Genomic DNA, 18,563 nt, shown 5'->3' with positions numbered 1-18,563 from the left:
GTTTCGTTTCTAAGCTGCCTATACGGCAGTGAACTGGCCCGCCGCAGCAGGTCGTCATCGTCGGCCGTTTCTAAGCTGCCTATACGGCAGTGAACTTACCGAAAGAACCGTTAATAACGATTTTCAGTTTCTAAGCTGCCTATACGGCAGTGAACTGAACGAAAAAATCACTAACAAGCTGATTATTAAAGAACAACAGGCAAATACCTCAGTTTACCCCTAATTTTTTAAATACCGTTCAGAGATAACAAAATCAATATGTTACCTCTGAACGAAAAAAGAGGGTTAAAACCAAGGTACCGTGGCGGAGGCACTCAACCCATAAAAACTAAAAATGCCTGGCGTTGGCATTTCCTGCAACTTGCCCTGTTTCAGGAACAAACGGAAATGTTGCCCGGTGGAGAGGCTTTTCAAAGCGATAAAAGGCAACGAGGTTCGTTGCTCGTTCGCCATCGGTATTCTTTCCCGCGCCTGTTCTTCCGTCAGCCAGCCTTTACTGACGGCCCGGCGGCGTATACGCTCAACGCTACTCTTTACCTGTACTCTGCTAAGAGTACGATGCGCCGTCTCAGCAGGTACAGCCAGGATGGATGATAGGTCTGTATAATCCCTCAATCCTTTAATCCAGTCGAATCCCCCCAACGCCGTCAGCGCATCGTGGCTGCCATGCAAACGCAAAATGGCGCCCGGCGTACGTTGCATCTGCGGAAAGCTGATACCGATATCGCCTTTGCCATAGGCAGCCAGCGCCCGATGCAACTTGGCGAACAATGCCGACAGCAGAGTGGGTTCGCTGAACTCAGGATCGGGCAATACGCGGACGTCCTGATAATGATCCATGATATCCCCTTACTCGCCTTTTTCGCCAAATACGCCGCCACGGATCAGCACCGCCATCACGTAGTGCTGCTGTTCAACCGACGGTTTCTCTTCTTTAATCACCCAGCGGTCGAGTAGCGTATAAAAATCCATCTTATCCTTGGGTTGACGGCAGGCAATGCCACGGCTGGTCACCGAGCCATAAGGTTCTACGGCAATCGCGCCAAGAGAATCCGCCTGAGAATGCCAGGTATCGATAGTGCGCAACGCGTTGCCGACTTTCTGCGAGTGCATCGCGGCAACGCCATCCACCTGGTACAGCAGCTTACTTTTCTTACTGTTGCTGTCTAATACCAGTTCCTGAGAAGGGAAAATTTCCTGCCCATTCCCCAGGCGTACAAACGCCTCGACATTGAACAAAGCAAAACTTTCGCCCGCCAGGCCACGCTCAATTTCCGCCGCCAGCTCGCCTAACGCCCCCTTCGGTTGGCTAAATTCGCGCAGGCTGTACTCATGCGCGTTGAATTCCCAGGTTTTACTGCCGGTCACCCGCACGGCGATTTTTTCAGCCCCCACGCGGTTACGCCACAAGAAGCGCCCATTCGCCAGGTTCTCGGCATAACGCGCGGCTAAAGCACCAAAACCATGCTCGGCGATATAGCCCTCAATCACCGCCTGCAGAGCATTTTGATAGTCCTGATCGTTACAGACCGACGGTACCGCCAGATTGCCCAATACGCGCAATGTAAACGCGACTTTTAGGGTATCGGTATTTTGCGGCAGCGCCGCAACATCAACCGTTTGCAGGTTCGGTTTCTGAATTTCTGCATCAAGTTTGGCAGGGTCACTGGTAATCGCATTTTTCAGGCGGTTAGAAATAGTGCCGCGCACCGCCTTTTCTTTAATGCCGACAGGCTGCCAGTTATCAGCCCCCCACTCCCCCGCCGACATGGTGGCGTCCGAGTTTGCCAATTTGCGTTCAAATGCCAGCACCGAAGCGGTTTTAATCGTTGATTTAGCCATTGCTATAGTCCTTTAAAAGTCATCGAGATAAATTAGATCGGGGGATTCATCATCCTGCGGAATCACTGCAGACGGGGTACGGCAGTAATAACCGTTATCGGTCGTTTGATAGCGCCAGAACAGCACGGATAAATCGTGAATACGGTGCAGACCGCACCATTCCCCCACGCCATAAACGGCCTCAGCGAAACAGAACGGCGTTGACGCATCGCGCACATTCAGCACTTCACCCGCCGGGTAGAGAGGAGAAATACGCTGATAACCCGTCATCAGCGGCACTAAATAACCGGGCTGAGGTTTACCAACATATTCCCAAGCGGCCTTGTCTCCCACTTCTGGCATTTTTTCCTGATTGGCAGGCACCGCCTGCATTTTCAATGCGGCAAAGTCGAGCCAGGCATCCAGCATTTCCGCTTGCGGCTGATGTTGTTTTAGCGCCGTGAAATGTTGTTGTAGCAGCTCTGAGCGATCCAACAATACAAAACCGGGTAACAACCGACATACCAATCGCCGCACCTCATTGGGCTGCTGTGGATAGCCGCGTACGCTAACGCCACGCAGTTGCGTAATGCTGCCACCGGCCAATTTTTGCGTTTGGCATAAGCGGTAAAGGTGTTCTTGCAGCTGATCCAAGCTGATATCGCCGTTGGCAATTTCACCGGCGCATTCAATCACCAGAGAAACCGTCATGTGCATACGCCCTTCTTCATTGAAGGCGGCGGTTTTAGCGTCTTTAGTCAATGGATTGCGCGTCAATGCAAACTGGTAGTCACGTCCTGATGAATAGGCATGAATTTGGCGCTTGTGGCATATCACACCACAACCGCCCAGCGTTAAGCCGTGGCTAGCCTGTAACCTGCGGGACAGCGCGTGCACGTAGCCGAGAAAGTGACTAATGGCAGGAAAACCGTAGGTCAAACCCGCCACCGCGTTGGCATTCTCTACCTGAAGATGACGCAATACGATCACATGGCTCATTTGAGATCCTCCGCCAGTGCGTCTTCCAGTTCCCTTAACCGTTGACGGAATAGCGGCGCAGTGCGCCACTCTCGGCGCTCCACCATTCCCATATTCATCGATTCGCTACTCAACTGACGGTTCAGCCAAACGGCGAAGTCATCAGCAATCTCAACCTGCCATGCTGCTTTTTCCCGTTCTGCCCGGAACAACTCGTCATCTATACTCCGATAGGGATCAAGCCACAGCTGCTGCGCCGGTTTCAGCTCGCAATTATCATGACGGCTCCAGCCAAGCCATTCCTCACGTTGAATATCTGCCACAACGTTAAACAGCATGCCAATGATCTGATCGATAGCGGCCTGACGGTGGCGACGGATCTCTACGGTGCTACCTCGCTCCTGCACCCCAAGCAAGAAATGTCTCAGCTGCACCACTATGCTCCGCACCAAATAGCTGAACGGCCCATGCCGTTCAAAAATGGATTTACAGCCATAAGGCGGTTTATCCAGGCTTTGCCATTCCGGTGGCGTACATGGCAGCAGCCACACTCGCCCGCCACGTGTGCTATTCAGATAAGAGATATTCTGCGGTTTGGTGCCCCCCATATTCATCACCGCCGTCTGCGGGAAATAGGTCAATTGCTGCGAGTGCCACTGTCCCGCTCTGCGCGCCTGATTTACCTCTTTGGTTTCGTCGCTGAAGCGCACATGCAGCAAACGATCGTGCAATGCCTGGGCGAGGGAGGAAGAAAACAGCGGGCTCAGCAAATGATAACCGTCCCCCACCGGGAAATAGATCTGCTTGGCCAACTTATGCGAACTGGGTTGTTTATTAATCAGCGCCTGGCTAAAACCACGGACCCACTGCTCAAGCTGCTCAGCATTTTCAGCAAGTTCAGCTAACGCCGAATGATCCTGCTGCTGCAGGCAGGCCAGCAGAGAGTTGGCTTGATGCTCGGTTTGCAGCAGCTTGGCAACATCCAACGCGGCGGCATTGCCGACGGCATCGACAGCTGGTTTTAGCAATGTCGCCGTCGACAAGTAACGTGTATCACCTTCCCCCTCGCCGTACACGCTGCTACTTTTGGCATCGCTGTGGGTGTATTTGGCGGCATGGGTAACCAGGCTGATTTGCCCGGCGCGCGCGGCGGCGTCCGTTAACCAGGCCCGCACCTCGTAGCGCTGCTCCAGATCGCGCCGCTCCAGCGCCAGCAGCTGTTGCAACGCACCTTGTTCGGCCTCCGTTGCTGCCGCCAGCTTCTTTTGCGCGTCCTTATCGAAGGCTTCCAGCTTAGGTTGCCGTCGTCCTTCGATGTAGGTCACGATAAAAGAAGCCAGTCCTTGTTGTGGCATATTGAGCTCCTTAATTATCAAATCTATGATTCAAAATACGCGGAACACTCCAAGCGCCGGATGGAAGCGCCACGTATCGGTATCGTCCTCGTCCAGCTCGCGTAAGTTGATTTCGCCAAACCTCTCGCTGACTTCTGCAAACTCCATCCCCAGCGTATCCGCCAGGCGGCGGTAAAGCTGCGGATAATCGTTATCCATCCAAAGGCTGTTACCATCTGCTAATGCCAGGCCCGGGTAGTCAAAATCACCGCTCTGTTTGCTGCCGCTGGAGCCAGCGTCGCGATTCACAAACACCATGCTTTCTTCGCCTTCCTCCAGAGACAGGTAATACTGTGCTTCTTGGGCAGACTGACGGAATGGGTAGCGCCGTTGCATTTCAGCGTTCCAGCTCAGGGGATAACGCCACCACAGAGCGGCGCTTTCTGTGGTTTTCTGCGTACCGAGTAGCGTTTCCCACAACCGGCGATGCTCCAAATCGACCAAATTCTCGAACAGGGGCCCCTTACCGGCACCTTGCCGTTCGCGAATTCGTGGGATAGCGCTGGGGAATTGGTACTGCTGAGGGAACAACAACGCCTGCAGATCGTGGCTGGCTAACCGGAAGTGTCGGGATTCGAACCCCGGCCGACAATACGCCAGACCTTCGCTATTTCGCTCGCGCAGCGCTTTAATGTTTTTATTGAGAATTAACAAATTAGGCGTTACCGGCGTCTGCTGTCGGTGTCGCTGAATACGCCCCGCCAATTGGATAAGCGAGCGCATGGAGCTGGGTTCGGCGATTGCCCAATCCAGATCCCAGTCACGCCCAACCTCCGCGACCGGTGAAGCCAGTACGACAAAAAGATGGTTCAATTCATCATCACACGCGACAGCCCGCTTGATCTCCTCTACTCCCCATAAGGTTTCCGGTTGGTGGCGCGTCAGCGTGGCATCCAGCCGCCGTTCGATATGCGAACGCATCGCCAAAGGATGCTGGCTGTGGTAAACGCAATAATGAATGCGGTAACCGGCCGGTGGAGCGAGTTGCATCAAGCATTGTGCTACCGCCACTAACGGATCGATATTCGCCATGCGAATCAGACCGATGGAGACTCTCTTACCGCTCGTATGCTGCTGGCAGTGATGCTGATGCAGTTGGATAATGGCTGAGTGCAAACAGGCCGCAACAGCCTCCAACACCACCTCTTTTTGCCGACCCGCAACCACGACGGGCAACATTGCCGCCTGACGCAAAGGCGTAAGCTGTTCCAGCTTGCCAATACGCTGCGTGACAAAACGGGTGTGCTCATCCAAAAACATCGACGCTTTATCTATCTCGGCACTGACAGCGCCATGCTCATCGAACCAGGCGCAGCAAACGTTCAGCGATGCACCCGGCTCAGAGCAGGAACGTTGATACTCACGTCTGCCGGTGCAATAAGCGTTAAACAGCGCCTGCACCAGCGCAGGGGGGAGTGTCGCGGACGAAAGCAGCACGCGGGTACCTAGCATTCCTGCCCAGTTAACCAAACGGCAGAGCGCCGGCAAGTCAGCGATATCGAAGTCATCTGGCTCATCCAGCACCAGATCGGCAGTGAGCAAGCGCAACATCGGGGCAATTTGCCTCCCGCCGCGAACGCCCTCCGTCGCCGGAATGAGGTAATCGATAGTGCTGACCAAGACCGGTGCACTGATCAACTTATGCAGGCGGCTATCCTGAGCCAACCATCGGCTCAGGCGGCCATCATCCAGCGAACCGTCGTAACGAACATACTGATGTTCGGCAAATAGAGCCTCTGCAGAAACGCTACCGACATCTGAAGCAGGGGTCTTATGCAGTTGCTGAACAGCCGTGGAACCGATCATCACGGCGAGATCGTCGTCTTGTAAATGCAGCCTGTCGCGTAAAGCGTCACCGGTTTGCAACGTCAACGTACGCAGGCCAAGCGCAATACTGAAACGACATCCCTCCTGTTCATCCGCCAATGCATACATGATTCGGGCGTTTGCAAATGTTTTGCCACAGCCGGTCGACGCCATATTCACACCGAAAAAGCCTTGTTTAACCGAACGCTGCCGCAGTGCGGCCGCGACATCGTAGGCCTTGTCCTGCCAGCGATATCTTTCGTGCGCAGAGCGGCGTTTGAAGCCTTTGTGGCGAGTGATGGCGGGCAGCGTTTTGCGTACATGCGGCAGTAAACGCCCCAATAGTAACGCCCTTTGCCCTACGCCAATATTATGCTCGTCCAGTTGCTGTTTACGCTGGCCGGTCTGGCGATCGGTATTCGCCCATACCGCATACCCAGGCGCCTGCCAATCGGTTATCGCTGGCCCAGCGGAATAGACGTGGTCTGCCAACATCAGCGTCAAACGCGCCAAATGAACGGCAAACTGTTGATCCAAATTACCGAATTGAGCCAACGAACCAAGTTGCTGTGCGCGCTGGGCCAGCTTTTGCGCTTTCGCGCACCATAAGGCACTTTGCAGCGGTGTGCCTTGCGGGAACTGCCATACCTGAGTGAAATCCTCCGGTTCCCAGTCACTGTGATCCTGATTCGTCGAGTTCCAGCATGCGTTAAGCTGATTTTCCAACCAACTGTCGCTGCAGGCAAAGTCTGGGATATCACGGTAGCGTTCGGCATCATCTGGCCGAGGATATACAGGTAATCGATGATGAGCTACGATCAACCAGCCAATCGCCTGTGCCAACGGCGGTAAGGTTTTGAACGGGCTTTCAGACACCCCTTGCCTATCGCGATACAAGCGCTGTAATAGAGCCGGTTCATCCTCTGCGGTGATTTCAGCTAACGCGGCCAACCACTGCTTATCTTGCCGCTGACCAACAAAGGCCTGGAACAGGCGCAGAGAAACCCATTCGTGGCGATACGGCTGAAACCGTTTCGCTCCTGCTTGTATCAGCCCAGCCTGAAACAAAGCGTTTGCTTTACCAAAGTCATGAAACAACCCGGCAATTCCCGCCATCAAGGCAATCGCTTCAGCGCTGTGCCAATGGTTCTCATCCTGGCTTCTCAAAACGTCTCGAGCAGTACTGTTAGTCGGAACTGTTCCCTGGACATTAAACCTGCGCGAATTGCCTACCACCCACAACAGCTCCGTTTGGTTCGTCCCTCTAATCCAGTGGCAGGCAACCGCCGTATTTCGGCGCGCCGTCTTGCGTAATGCACGCCGCAACGTATCCAACCCCTGCAGGGTGATGGCCGTTTGCCAGGTGCGATCGCCTTTCCGTTCTGCGAACTGATCGAGAATTTTACGCGTTTGCGTGAGCGCGAACTTATTGCATTGCGAAATCAGTAAAATATTCATGGGGTGCCTGCACCCAAGCGTGAGGCAGTTGCCTGCAGGGTATCGATCATCAAATCCAATGCATCTGCCCGCTGAAAGCCATTCAGGCAACGTTGCCTAAATTCTTGCTCCTCTTCCCCCGCCATCGCCGCGATAAATGCCTGGGGCAGTATAAGTGCATCTTTTATCAGATCCGCCACGTCAAACACCAACCCGCCACGCCGCGTTTTACCATGCAAGACAGCCAAACCGTGAGGCAAGCCGGTTACCCAGGCTGCTGTCGCCGCCAGACCATAGGCCAGGTAATTACCGTGGTCGAGAAAACGGTTAGCCAGATCGCTGCCGCCGCCACGCTTGGCTCGAATGAAATCGCCATAGCTGACTGCTTCCGCCGCTAACTTATATAGCGCTTTGGTCATTACCGCTTCCTGCAACATCAATTCATTGTGCGTTGCACTTTCGCTAAGCTTTGATTGATAGCGTTCAACCAACGCCAATAACCGCTCTTCATTCAAGACAAATCCATCTTCGCGTTGCATTCGGGCACCCAACCAATGCCGTTTAATTTGTTCTATACGCACCTGTTGAAAAATTCGGGCAGCCTCAAGCCTTTTCTCCTCGTCGAACCAAAAGCTAACCCAGTTCTGAAGGTATTCCGTAGGACGATACTCGCTCTGCGGTGTCAGCCATGAGACAGCGACTTCCACTTCGTTGGCGGAAAATAAAGGCGTGCCGCCGCCACCGCAAAATCCGACCAACACACCTGCGCGAGCAAACTCACGCATTGCAGCCTGTGTAACTGAGGTTCCGGTTCCCAACATGATGGCTGTGGTGTTAGCGATAGGTATATTCCAGTACAGGGACTGTTTTCCTTCATCCGTGACATATTCGACGCGGCCGCCATTCACTAAAACTCGGCAATATTGTAGGTAATACAAATTGGCTCGTTTCGAGTGCAGAATTGTTTTTAGCTCTGAGGGAGAAAGGGTATTTGTCATTGTTATATTTCTCATCCATAACGAAATAATTACAATTTAAATAAATAGCAAGCAATACATATCAATGACAACGGCACCAACGTTCTACCACGTTTTTCTAGGGAAATCCGTTGCAACCGAGTCAATATCCATCAATCAGAAAAATAAAATCATCCATTTATTGATCGTTCCCGAAATATGCTCAGTAGGTATTACTTTTTCCTATACTTTTCCTGTACGGAATGCACACAGCCCCGACACCACCTCCATATCACCTTACTCTCTAAGCTGCCTGTACGGCAGTGCACTAGACGGTTACTAGACCCGAATCATGCGAGACTTTCTAAGCTGCCTGTACGGCAGTGCACCATGGCGCAGCTGCTTTCGTTGCTGGTCATCGTTTCTAAGCTGCCTGAACGGCAGTGAACAATGCGCAGGACATCGACCCGCCGGCGTTCGATTTCTAAGCTGCCTGTACGGCAGTGAACACAAGACCGCCGTCTGCATACCCCCGGCCATATTTCTAAGCTGCCTATACGGCAGTGAACGCGGACGACGCCCCGGCTACATGAGCGCACTTTTCTAAGCTGCCTATACGGCAGTGAACGGTGGCGATGAAACGGGCTTCCGACGCTGACATTTCTAAGCTGCCTGTACGGCAGTGAACGACGCCAGGGATAGTAGTACCCCTCTCCCTACTTTCTAAGCTGCCTATACGGCAGTGCACCTGGTTGATGGTCGCTGGCTAGTTGAAGTTGATTTCTAAGCTGTCTGTACGGCAGTGCACGAGCGCCGGATACTGCGGCCTAAGCGGCGCATTTTCTAAGCTGCCTGTACGGCAGTGCACTTTAAAAACGGCCACTTCGTCGCCTGCGATCATTTCTAAGCTGCCTGTACGGCAGTGCACCTTGTTTCTGAGGCTATCGAAGCTGGTAGCGATTTCTAAGCTGCCTGTACGGCAGTGCACGCACTTGAATGACTTCCGCGTGCCGTTCGAGTTTTCTAAGCTGCCTGTACGGCAGTGCACAACGTGCCGGTTTTCGCCACCGAGTCGATCGTTTTCTAAGCTGCCTGTACGGCAGTGCACCTTTAGCCGCCTGCTTCATGCACTCGGCCAGTGTTTCTAAGCTGCCTGTACGGCAGTGCACTTAAGTGGGGCCGACTCTATGGTGGTGCGATCTTTCTAAGCTGCCTGTACGGCAGTGCACTATCTCCTTACCATCGAAGGGTTATGCTCCAATTTCTAAGCTGCCTGTACGGCAGTGCACGCCAATCTGCCAGAGCTCTGCGTCGATCGCAATTTCTAAGCTGCCTGTACGGCAGTGCATGCACACCGTTCTGAAAGAGTCGCGCGCTGCTTTTTCTAAGCTGCCTGTACGGCAGTGCACCGAAACAGCAAAGATCCCGATCCGCTGCTGCTTTTCTAAGCTGCCTGTACGGCAGTGCACATATTTATCGACGGTATAACCAGCCCCGGTTTTTTCTAAGCTGCCTGTACGGCAGTGCACGCAATGCTTCATTCCGTATTGCGTTAATAGCTTTTCTAAGCTGCCTGTACGGCAGTGCACTGCGTGCGCTGGCCCTGAACGACAAAGTCGACTTTCTAAGCTGCCTGTACGGCAGTGCACGCAAAGGAGACGACGATGCCGACTCTTCCACTTTTCTAAGCTGCCTGTACGGCAGTGCACTAGCGCCATCCGGCATACATCTGAACCCCTCCTTTCTAAGCTGCCTGTACGGCAGTGCACCTGATCTGCTTCGCCTGCGCCGAATCCGCATCTTTCTAAGCTGCCTGTACGGCAGTGCACTCTGCCACCCGCGCCTTTGAGGCCGGGGAGCCTTTCTAAGCTGCCTGTACGGCAGTGCACGGATTTGTCCCTAGCGCGACATATAGCGTCAATTTCTAAGCTGCCTGTACGGCAGTGCACGGTGGAAGACTGACCCGTTAAGCGTCAGTTATTTTCTAAGCTGCCTGTACGGCAGTGCACCTTCGTGTTTTCGCGAAAGTGTTTCCGCAGCTTTTCTAAGCTGCCTGTACGGCAGTGCACTATTCGGTAGTCAGACGACCCCTCCGTTTTACTTTCTAAGCTGCCTGTACGGCAGTGCACAGTGCCAGACCTTGTGAGCTGGTGACCATGAATTTCTAAGCTGCCTGTACGGCAGTGCACAGTCTGTCAGCGACATTTTGATCACCCCCGTCTTTCTAAGCTGCCTGTACGGCAGTGCACGCAAGGTATGACGCCTGAGCAGCTAATGGAATTTTCTAAGCTGCCTGTACGGCAGTGCACGCTGGCCAACAACGCGACGGTGGAGCACCAGTTTTCTAAGCTGCCTGTACGGCAGTGCACCTTGATCGCATGGCTTCTTGCCTGCTTTGTTTTTTCTAAGCTGCCTGTACGGCAGTGCACGAACGGACGCAGGGCGTTGAATGTGCCGTATTTTTCTAAGCTGCCTGTACGGCAGTGCACCCGGTGTGATCTGTGATGGTGTGTTTGCTGTCTTTCTAAGCTGCCTGTACGGCAGTGCACTTAGGCGTGATATCGGCCATTTATTTTCTCCATTTCTAAGCTGCCTGTACGGCAGTGCACCGTTGAATCTTAGCGCTAATCATCTGATTGTTGGAAGAAAATCGGTATATCTTTTAAAAAACCCTTTTTCAAAGCGTCTAAAAACATCACATAAAATCAATAAATTATGCAAATCACTCAAAAAAGGGTTCGGCAACCAAGAACTGAGTAAAAATGCATTGCAGCATTTTTAGGGGCGATTATTGAGTTCCCTGTTTGGTGTCACCATCCGCTTCACTCAGACACATAGACACCACAGAAGAGCTGAACTGCCAACTCAAACAGCTGAGCAAAATACAAAAAGAGCGGCTGGTGAATCACCCGCCGCTGTCGCTTGAGTATTTGTTGCCGATCGTTAAAAGCGATTAAACGGCGCCGAAAAAGCCACTTCGCCGCTGACGCCCTTCAGGGCGTCTTCCGCCAGCGGATACACCTGGAACGCGTTTTCCGTGCCCGGCCAGCGGCAGTTCAAGCCATAGGAGGCAGCCGGTTTAAAGCCGAAGCGGCCGTAGTAGGCCGGATCGCCCAGCACCACCACCGCGGCGTAGCTGAATTCGTTCAGCGAATCCAAGCCTTCGTACACCAGCTTTTCAGCCAGCCCCTGGCGGCGCAGGCTTTCGTCCACCGCCAGCGGCGCCAGCGCCACCCATTGGCGATCTTCGCCGGCCACATCCACCGGGCTGAACGCGGCGTAACCCACTACTCCGCCTTCGTCGTCAGTGGCGACCACGCCCAGCGTCAGCAGGCCGTCTTCGCGCAGCTGCTGCACCAGATCGGCTTCGTCGTCGCGGCCAAAGGCGCGGCGCAGCAAGGCGTCGATGCCCGCCGCGTCTACCGGGATCTCTACGCGGATCAGCATGATACCGCCACACGGGAAGCCGACGCCGTGCCCTCCTGCAGCCCTGCTTCGACAAAATCAGCCAACTGCAGCAACCCCATGCGCAGCGGCGCAGGCATGCTTTCCAGCTCGATGGCGTCCATCAAATTTTTCACATACAGGCCCAATTCGGTATCCCCTTCAATCTGCAGCCGACGCTGAAAGAACAGCGTATCCGGATCTTGCTTGCGCGCCGCGATCAGGATCAGATCGTTGGCGTCGCCGCTGAAGCTGACGTCCGCTTCGGCGTGCTGGCTGACTACCAGTTTGTCGTTTTCTACCGTCATAAACCAGTGTAGCGCCAGATCGCGAACTTCGATCTTCAACCAGCGCGATTCGAGAAATTCCAGATCGCCATCCGCCAACGCCTGGCGGAACTGCCAGCTCAGCACCTGCTGCAGCAGTTGGCGCTGCAGAGCGAACGGCGTGAATTTCAGCGGGACGCGCATCAGCGACGGCCCCTGGCGCACAAGGCGTGCTCGTAGTTGTTCCAACACGGTCATCCACTCCTTTCAATACGGACTACCGCTATTTTGCCACACTGGCGCGCGGCTTCAGCGGTCTATATCAACAAACAGTGCATTTCACCGCCATGTTTATCAATACGCCATAAGCTGCCCCAAATCAAAACCTGTGTGTGCCCCTTTGCCTAAAATGGCCTCCCCAAATCGCGTTTGCCGGCGGAACACCGCCGTCGGCAACCTTTAAAGACAGCGTGCGCCCGGCCGGGCGTACGGCTAAGCCAGGATAAATCTATGGAGCTGCTTTGTCCCGCCGGCAACCTGCCGGCCCTGAAGGCCGCGGTGGATAACGGCGCCGACGCCGTTTACATCGGTCTGAAAGACGATACCAACGCGCGCCACTTCGCCGGCCTCAACTTCACCGAGAAAAAGCTGCAGGAAGCGGTTGATTACGTGCATCGCCACGGCCGCAAACTGCATATCGCCATCAACACCTTCGCCCATCCCGACGGCTATGCCCGCTGGCAGCGCGCGGTGGATATGGCGGCCCAACTGGGCGCCGACGCGCTGATTCTGGCGGATCTGGCGATGCTGGAATACGCCGCTCAGCGCTACCCGCTACTGGAGCGCCACGTTTCAGTGCAGGCTTCCGCCACCAACGAGGAAGCGATCCGTTTTTACCAGCGCAACTTCGAGGTGGGCCGGGTGGTGCTGCCGCGCGTGCTGTCGATGCATCAGGTGAAACAGCTGGCACGTACCAGCCCGGTGCCGCTGGAAGTGTTCGCCTTCGGCAGCCTGTGCATCATGGCCGAAGGACGCTGCTATCTCTCTTCCTACCTGACCGGCGAGTCGCCGAACACCGTCGGCGCCTGCTCGCCGGCGCGTTTCGTGCGCTGGCAGCAAACCCCTCAGGGCATGGAGTCGCGCCTGAACGACGTGCTGATCGATCGCTACCAGGATCATGAAAACGCCGGTTACCCGACGCTGTGCAAGGGCCGCTATCTGGTGGACGACGTGCGCTACCACGCGTTGGAAGAGCCCACCAGCCTCAATACGCTGGAGCTGCTGCCGGAGCTGCTGGCCGCCAACATCGCCTCGGTGAAGATCGAAGGCCGCCAGCGCAGCCCGGCTTACGTCAGCCAGGTGGCACGCGTCTGGCGCCAGGCGATCGATCGTTGCCAGGCCAATCCTGCCGCCTACCGCGCTGACGCCGCCTGGATGGAGACGCTGGGCGCGATGTCCGAAGGCACCCAGACCACGCTGGGCGCCTATCACCGCAAATGGCAGTAGCCGGAGGAAACATGAAATACGCACTGGGGCCGGTACTCTACTACTGGCCGAAAACCGACATCGCGGCGTTCTATCAACAGGCGGCGGAGAGCAGCGCCGACATCATTTACCTCGGCGAGAGCGTCTGCACCAAACGGCGCGAGATGAAGGTCGGCGATTGGCTGGCGCTGGCGCGCGAAATCGCCCGCAGCGGCAAGCAGGTGGTGATCTCCACGCTGGCGCTGCTGCAGGCGCCGTCCGAGCTGAATGAGCTGAAACGCTATGTGGAGAACGGCGAGTTCCTGCTTGAAGCCAACGATCTGGGCGCGGTGAACATGGCGGCGGAACGCGGTTTGCCGTTCGTCGCCGGCCATGCGCTGAACTGCTACAACGCCTATACCCTGCGCCTGCTGCGCCGCCAGGGCATGGTGCGCTGGTGCATGCCGGTCGAGCTGTCGCGCGACTGGCTGGCCAACCTGCTGACGCAGTGCGACGAGCTGGGCTTCCGCCACGATTTCGAGGTGGAGGTGCTGAGCTACGGCCACCTGCCGCTGGCCTATTCGGCGCGCTGCTTCACCGCCCGCTCGGAGAACCGCGGCAAGGACGAGTGCGAAACCTGCTGCATCAAATATCCGCAGGGCCGCATGATGCGCTCCCAAGAGCAACAGCAGGTGTTCGTGCTCAATGGCATCCAGACCATGAGCGGCTACTGCTACAACCTCGGCAACGAGCTGCCGAGCATGCAAGGGTTGGTGGACATCGTGCGGCTATCGCCGCAGGGCGCCGAGACGCTGGCGCAAATCGACGCCTTCCGCGCCAATGAACGCGGCGAACAGCCGCTGGCCTTGGCCGACCGCGCCGACTGCAACGGCTACTGGCGCCGGGTGGCAGGGCTGGAGTTGGTATCTTAGCAAAGACAATGCCGGCAGCAGACGCTGCCGGCATGGTTTATTTATCAAGAGGAATGCGATTATTCCCACCGTGGAACCACTGGAATAAGCTTACCCCCATCAGACAGCAGCTTCTGATACCAAAATATGTGAAAACCGCAATGGCCGCATCTGCCAAATGTTCTCCGTATGAAATAATATGCAGTGAGGAGAACGAAATAAGCAATATGCTCAATGTTAAGGCCACCATATTGCAAAGCAGGTTGACCAGACGTTTATTGGCCATCATTCTAACCTCTATTTTGATGCCCCAGAAACGACACTCACATCACCGGCGACACTGCCCATTAACACTATTGGCATTTTTATTGCCTCCCAAAGCACCATCGTTATTCTTATTGCTTCTTGCTGGGCTGTTATCTGCGCAAGAAACTGCCCCCATCAAGCCGCCGGCAACTGCCATGCCTATCATCCCTGGCGGGCCGCCGGAAAAACCGGTAAATGCGCCAATGATAATGCCCATTCCAACCTGATTGGCACAAGAGTTTGGTGCACCTCTGCTTGGGCTGTCACGATCGCCGCCGTTATGCCCATCGCCACAACCGCCAATCAGTTTCATCTCGTCAAATGTAAGCGTTCTTATTGTTGACATATTATTCCATCCTTTAAATAACACGTTACAGATAAAATTAACGCCGACCATTAATTCCATAAATCTATCGGCAATTATAATTACCAAAGGAAAGATAAAAAATCAAAAAAAAACCAGCAACCAACTAAACAAAACAAAACAAATTAAATACATAGATAATATGAAATAATAAAGGCACCGAAAATGGCGCCTTTATTTATCCCCTACACTCGCCGCTTCCTGAACATCCCGCGCAGCGCCACGCTGTTGCGCAAGAAACCCACGCCGAAGCCCAGCAGGGTATAGACCACGCCGAGTATCAACATCATCACCACGTCGCCCCACACTTCATTCAGCGACAGCCCCATCTGGTTGACGCCGGCGATCGCCTTGGTGCCCCAGGTGGAGGGAATGCTGTACGAAATGGCGCGCACCCAGGCCGGCATCGACTGCAGCGGCCAGATGGTGCCGGACAGATAGAAGATCGGCGTGGTGATGAACGCCAGCGTCAGGTAGATCATCTCGACGCTGCGCAGGCACTCGGTTACCAGCTTGCCCAGCCCCAATACCGCCAGCAGGAACGGGAAGGTCAGCAGCAGCAGTTCGGCGATGTTCGCCGTCTGCCGATAGCCCAAGACCCACGGCCACAGCACGAACAGCACGATCGACAGGAACAGCCAGATCGGCAGCAGCGCCGTCAGCCCGCCGAGGTGCGCCGCCAGCGGCGCCTTGCCACCGGGCATGCTCTTCATGGCGATATTGACGCGGATACAGGCGATCAGCAGCGAGTGCTGCAACAGCATCACCAGCAGGCCGGGGAAGATGATCGCCGCAAAGCTGATGCCGGGGTTAAACACGTCCAGCGTTTGTCCCAGTATCGGCGTCAGCAATATCTGCGCCTGCCGTTCGCTGAAGCCACTGCGCAGCAGCAGCCCGTTGTTGTACTCCGTCAACAACTGCTGGTAGGCCGCCACCACGTCCTGTTGGATCTGGCCGTTAGCCAGGCGGTTGGTGGCGTCACCGTACATCGGCACCACGATGTTCTGCCCGCTGAGAATTTTCTTCTCCAGATCCACCGGCATGATGAGCACCGCAAACAGCTTGCGCCAGCCGAGATCGCGCTGCGCCTGCTCCAGGCTGTCGTAAGTTTCAATGGCGATCTTGGAGGTGGCGTCCAGTTGGCGGATCAGCTGGCGGCTGGCGGTGCTGTGATCCTGATCGATCACCCCCACCGGCAGATCCCACACCGTGCGGTTGGCGTACACCAGGCTCATGATACACAGCGACAGGATCAGCATCAGCCACACCGGCCGCTCCAGCATGCCGAGCAGCACCTTAACGAAGGTTTGCCAATAGAGCTTCATCCGGCGTTCCCCTCTTTTGCCAGCCGCGCCGGCAGGCGGCTGCGCACCAGCAGCGCGGCCACCAGCGGATAGACCGCCAGCAGCGCGCACACGCTGAAGATGGCGCTAGCGTGCACCTGGCGCAGGAACACGTCGAACATCGCGTACAGCGCGTGGGTCAACGGTTCGATGTTGGAAATGATGCGCGCCGGCAGCGGCATCGACAGCTCAGGCACCGCCATGCCGGAGAAAGTCATTGCGATACTGACCAAAATACCGATCAGGCTGTACGCGGTGATGGTGCTGCCGGTAAAGGTGTACAGCAGCAGGCCGATGCTCTGCGCCGCCATCACGTAGAACAGGCCGATCATAAGCATAAACAGCGGATTGCCGCTGACGCGGGCGTCAAAGATGCCCACCAGCGCCGCGATCTCCACCATCAGCAGGGTGGTGAAACACAGCGTGTAGGGCGCCAGCTTGCCAAGCAGCGCCAGGCTGAACGGCTTGGCCTGCAGCAGCGATTTGCTGCGCGCCAGCACGTAGATCATGCAGGTCACCACGAACAGCTGCAGCAGGTGAATAGTGGCGGCAAACTGTTGGTAGTAGATATAGCTGCCGCTGGCGTTGAACAGGCTGCCGTAGGAGAGCGTCACGTCCGCCAGCGGCGGCAGCGATTTACCCATCTCGGTGGCGATGATGCTGCGGGTGCTGGCGTTGATTTCGTTCATCAGGCCGCCGAAGTCCTGGGTGGAGTACAGCCCAGCGCCGTAGAACAGCGCGTTGTAGTACATCACCACGCTCGGCTGCTTGCCCGACAGCGCGTTGGCCTCAAAGTCCGGCGGGATGTACAGCAACGCGTAATCCTGCGCGCTGCGCAGGCGGTTCAGCGACTCCGGCAATCCGCCGCCGTAAGCCTCGACGTGGGCGTGCGAACCCGCATCCAGCCGGCGCGTCAGCGATTTGGACAGCGGGCTGTGATCGCTATCCACCACCGAGACCGGCAGATCGAGCAGCGTGCCTTCGGAGAAGTTGCTGCTGATCAGCACAAACAGGATCAGCGGAAAGATCCAGCTCAGCCAGTGCACCACCGGGCTGCGAAAGGCGACGCGGCACTCTTTGTCGAACGCGTGACTGAAGCAGCGCCAGCCGGCCCTTACTCTTTCCATTGCCATAAGGTGCTCATCCCCGGACGCAGGCCGTCCACCGGCTGTGACGGATACAGGCGCACTTCGAAGGTTTTCAGGTCGAAGTCGCCGGTGGCGCGGGTGGCGCGTTTAGTGGCGTAATCCCCCAGCGGTGCGATGTAACGCACCTCGGTGTCGATCATTTTGTCCTTCAGCGCCGGCACCCGCAGCTTGACCTTGTCGCCTTTGCGCACGTGGGCCAGGATGTCTTCGCGCAGGTTAAACACGAAGTAAGCGTCCGGCACTCGGATCAGCGTCACCAGCGGGCTGCCGGCATTCAGCAGTTCACCCACTTCGGCCGGGATCGGCCCCACTTCACCGTCCACCGGCGCTTTTACCTGCAGGTCGTCGGTCTGCGCCTGGATCTGCAGCAGGTTCTCTTCCGCCGCCCGCAGCGCCGCCGCATATTGTTGCCGCAGCTCGACGCGATCGCCGTTGATGCCCTCATCCAGATTGGCTTTGGCCGCCTGTACCTGTTGGAAGGCGGTGTCGCGCGCGCGGCGCGAAGCGTCCAGCTCGGACTTCGAGATATAGCCTTTGCCGGCCACGCTCAGGTTGCGGTTGTAGTCATTTTGCGCATTGCGGTACTGCGCTTCGGCCTGCGCCAGGTTGGCGCGCAGGTTGCGGATACTCTCTTCACGGGTGCCGTTCAGCGACTGATCGAGCTGCGCCTTGGCTTCGTCGCGCGTCGCCTGTGCGGAACGCAGTTGCGCTATCAGTTCAGGGCTGTCGAGCTGGATGATCAACTGACCGCTTTTCACGTCGTCGCCGCGCTCAATCAGGCGTTCAACCACCCGGCCTTTCGCTTTGGAAGCGACGATCACTTCAGGCGCATCCACTTCACCCTGCAGCAACAAATCCTGGTTGTGCGCGCGGAACAGGATCGCCAATGCGATCGCCACCATCATCAGCAATAGGGTAAACAACG

15 protein-coding genes and 2 CRISPR repeat arrays (1 of these 17 running past the window's edge) are annotated in these 18,563 nt (G+C 55.9%); of the genes, 2 read left to right on the top strand and 13 right to left on the bottom strand.

The annotated features are described in order from the left end of the window. Nucleotides 1–155: direct repeats of the CRISPR family, unit length 28 nt; unit sequence TTTCTAAGCTGCCTATACGGCAGTGAAC; it reaches 1,435 nt to the left of the window's first position. A 130-nt stretch (nt 156–285) separates the two neighbouring features. From cas6f to ubiT, 8 genes are all read right to left on the bottom strand, one after another. Then, nucleotides 286–840, bottom strand: a complete 555-nt coding sequence (gene cas6f, locus AC6BYQ_RS20030) for a type I-F CRISPR-associated endoribonuclease Cas6/Csy4 (RefSeq protein ID WP_498057422.1) — start codon at nt 838–840, stop codon at nt 286–288. A gap of 9 nt (nt 841–849) precedes the next feature. Further along, the gene (csy3, locus tag AC6BYQ_RS20025; protein ID WP_498057421.1) at nt 850–1,842 is read right to left on the bottom strand and encodes a type I-F CRISPR-associated protein Csy3; all 993 of its coding nucleotides are present in this window, start codon (nt 1,840–1,842) and stop codon (nt 850–852) included. Between the two features lie 12 nt (nt 1,843–1,854). Next, nucleotides 1,855–2,820, bottom strand: a complete 966-nt coding sequence (gene csy2 / locus AC6BYQ_RS20020; RefSeq protein WP_498057420.1) for a type I-F CRISPR-associated protein Csy2 — start codon at nt 2,818–2,820, stop codon at nt 1,855–1,857. Then, nucleotides 2,817–4,154 (bottom strand): type I-F CRISPR-associated protein Csy1, encoded by a 1,338-nt coding sequence (csy1, locus tag AC6BYQ_RS20015; RefSeq protein WP_498057419.1) that lies wholly within the window; start codon nt 4,152–4,154, stop codon nt 2,817–2,819. Before csy1 ends, csy2 begins: the two co-directional genes overlap by 4 nt. Before the next feature lie 30 nt (nt 4,155–4,184). Next, nucleotides 4,185–7,457 carry a type I-F CRISPR-associated helicase Cas3f gene (cas3f, locus tag AC6BYQ_RS20010; RefSeq protein WP_498057418.1) on the bottom strand — a complete coding sequence of 1,091 codons (3,273 nt, stop codon included), beginning with the start codon at nt 7,455–7,457 and terminating at the stop codon, nt 4,185–4,187. Continuing rightward, nucleotides 7,454–8,434, bottom strand: coding sequence for a type I-F CRISPR-associated endonuclease Cas1f (gene cas1f / locus AC6BYQ_RS20005; RefSeq protein ID WP_498057417.1), 981 nt, complete (start codon nt 8,432–8,434; stop codon nt 7,454–7,456). The genes cas3f and cas1f overlap by 4 nt, the downstream gene beginning before the upstream one ends. Before the next feature lie 259 nt (nt 8,435–8,693). Next, nucleotides 8,694–11,001: direct repeats of the CRISPR family, unit length 28 nt; unit sequence TTTCTAAGCTGCCTGTACGGCAGTGCAC. A gap of 334 nt (nt 11,002–11,335) precedes the next feature. Then, nucleotides 11,336–11,839 (bottom strand): GNAT family N-acetyltransferase, encoded by a 504-nt coding sequence (locus tag AC6BYQ_RS20000; RefSeq protein ID WP_440528648.1) that lies wholly within the window; start codon nt 11,837–11,839, stop codon nt 11,336–11,338. Beyond that, nucleotides 11,833–12,354, bottom strand: a complete 522-nt coding sequence (gene ubiT / locus AC6BYQ_RS19995) for a ubiquinone anaerobic biosynthesis accessory factor UbiT (RefSeq protein ID WP_498057416.1) — start codon at nt 12,352–12,354, stop codon at nt 11,833–11,835. The genes AC6BYQ_RS20000 and ubiT overlap by 7 nt, the downstream gene beginning before the upstream one ends. A 258-nt stretch (nt 12,355–12,612) precedes the next feature. Here ubiT and ubiU point away from each other — a divergent pair, with 258 nt between their 5' ends. Together ubiU and AC6BYQ_RS19985 are read left to right on the top strand one after the other, a co-directional pair. Next, nucleotides 12,613–13,608: a ubiquinone anaerobic biosynthesis protein UbiU gene (gene ubiU / locus AC6BYQ_RS19990; protein ID WP_063918030.1), complete on the top strand. Its 996-nt coding sequence runs from the start codon at nt 12,613–12,615 to the stop codon at nt 13,606–13,608. A gap of 11 nt (nt 13,609–13,619) precedes the next feature. Next, a complete protein-coding gene (locus AC6BYQ_RS19985) occupies nt 13,620–14,498 on the top strand; it encodes a U32 family peptidase (RefSeq protein ID WP_498057415.1) in 879 nt (292 codons plus the stop codon). 37 nt (nt 14,499–14,535) lie between these two features. Here AC6BYQ_RS19985 and AC6BYQ_RS19980 read toward each other — a convergent pair whose 3' ends face one another. From AC6BYQ_RS19980 to AC6BYQ_RS19960, 5 genes are all read right to left on the bottom strand, one after another. Further along, nucleotides 14,536–14,766 carry a hypothetical protein gene (locus AC6BYQ_RS19980; RefSeq protein ID WP_154747200.1) on the bottom strand — a complete coding sequence of 77 codons (231 nt, stop codon included), beginning with the start codon at nt 14,764–14,766 and terminating at the stop codon, nt 14,536–14,538. A 39-nt stretch (nt 14,767–14,805) separates the two neighbouring features. Beyond that, the gene (locus AC6BYQ_RS19975; RefSeq protein WP_154747201.1) at nt 14,806–15,189 is read right to left on the bottom strand and encodes a hypothetical protein; all 384 of its coding nucleotides are present in this window, start codon (nt 15,187–15,189) and stop codon (nt 14,806–14,808) included. A gap of 143 nt (nt 15,190–15,332) precedes the next feature. Continuing rightward, the gene (locus AC6BYQ_RS19970; protein ID WP_154747202.1) at nt 15,333–16,472 is read right to left on the bottom strand and encodes an ABC transporter permease; all 1,140 of its coding nucleotides are present in this window, start codon (nt 16,470–16,472) and stop codon (nt 15,333–15,335) included. Beyond that, on the bottom strand, nt 16,469–17,623 hold the full coding sequence (locus tag AC6BYQ_RS19965; RefSeq protein ID WP_498057414.1) for an ABC transporter permease: 1,155 nt from the start codon (nt 17,621–17,623) through the stop codon (nt 16,469–16,471). The genes AC6BYQ_RS19970 and AC6BYQ_RS19965 overlap by 4 nt, the downstream gene beginning before the upstream one ends. After that, a complete protein-coding gene (locus AC6BYQ_RS19960; protein WP_498057413.1) occupies nt 17,605–18,561 on the bottom strand; it encodes an HlyD family secretion protein in 957 nt (318 codons plus the stop codon). Before AC6BYQ_RS19960 ends, AC6BYQ_RS19965 begins: the two co-directional genes overlap by 19 nt. Nucleotides 18,562–18,563: the final 2 nt, after the last annotated feature.

Source organism: Serratia sp. LTN-2 (assembly GCF_059740205.1).
This window is presented reverse-complemented; position numbering and strand designations above follow the sequence as displayed.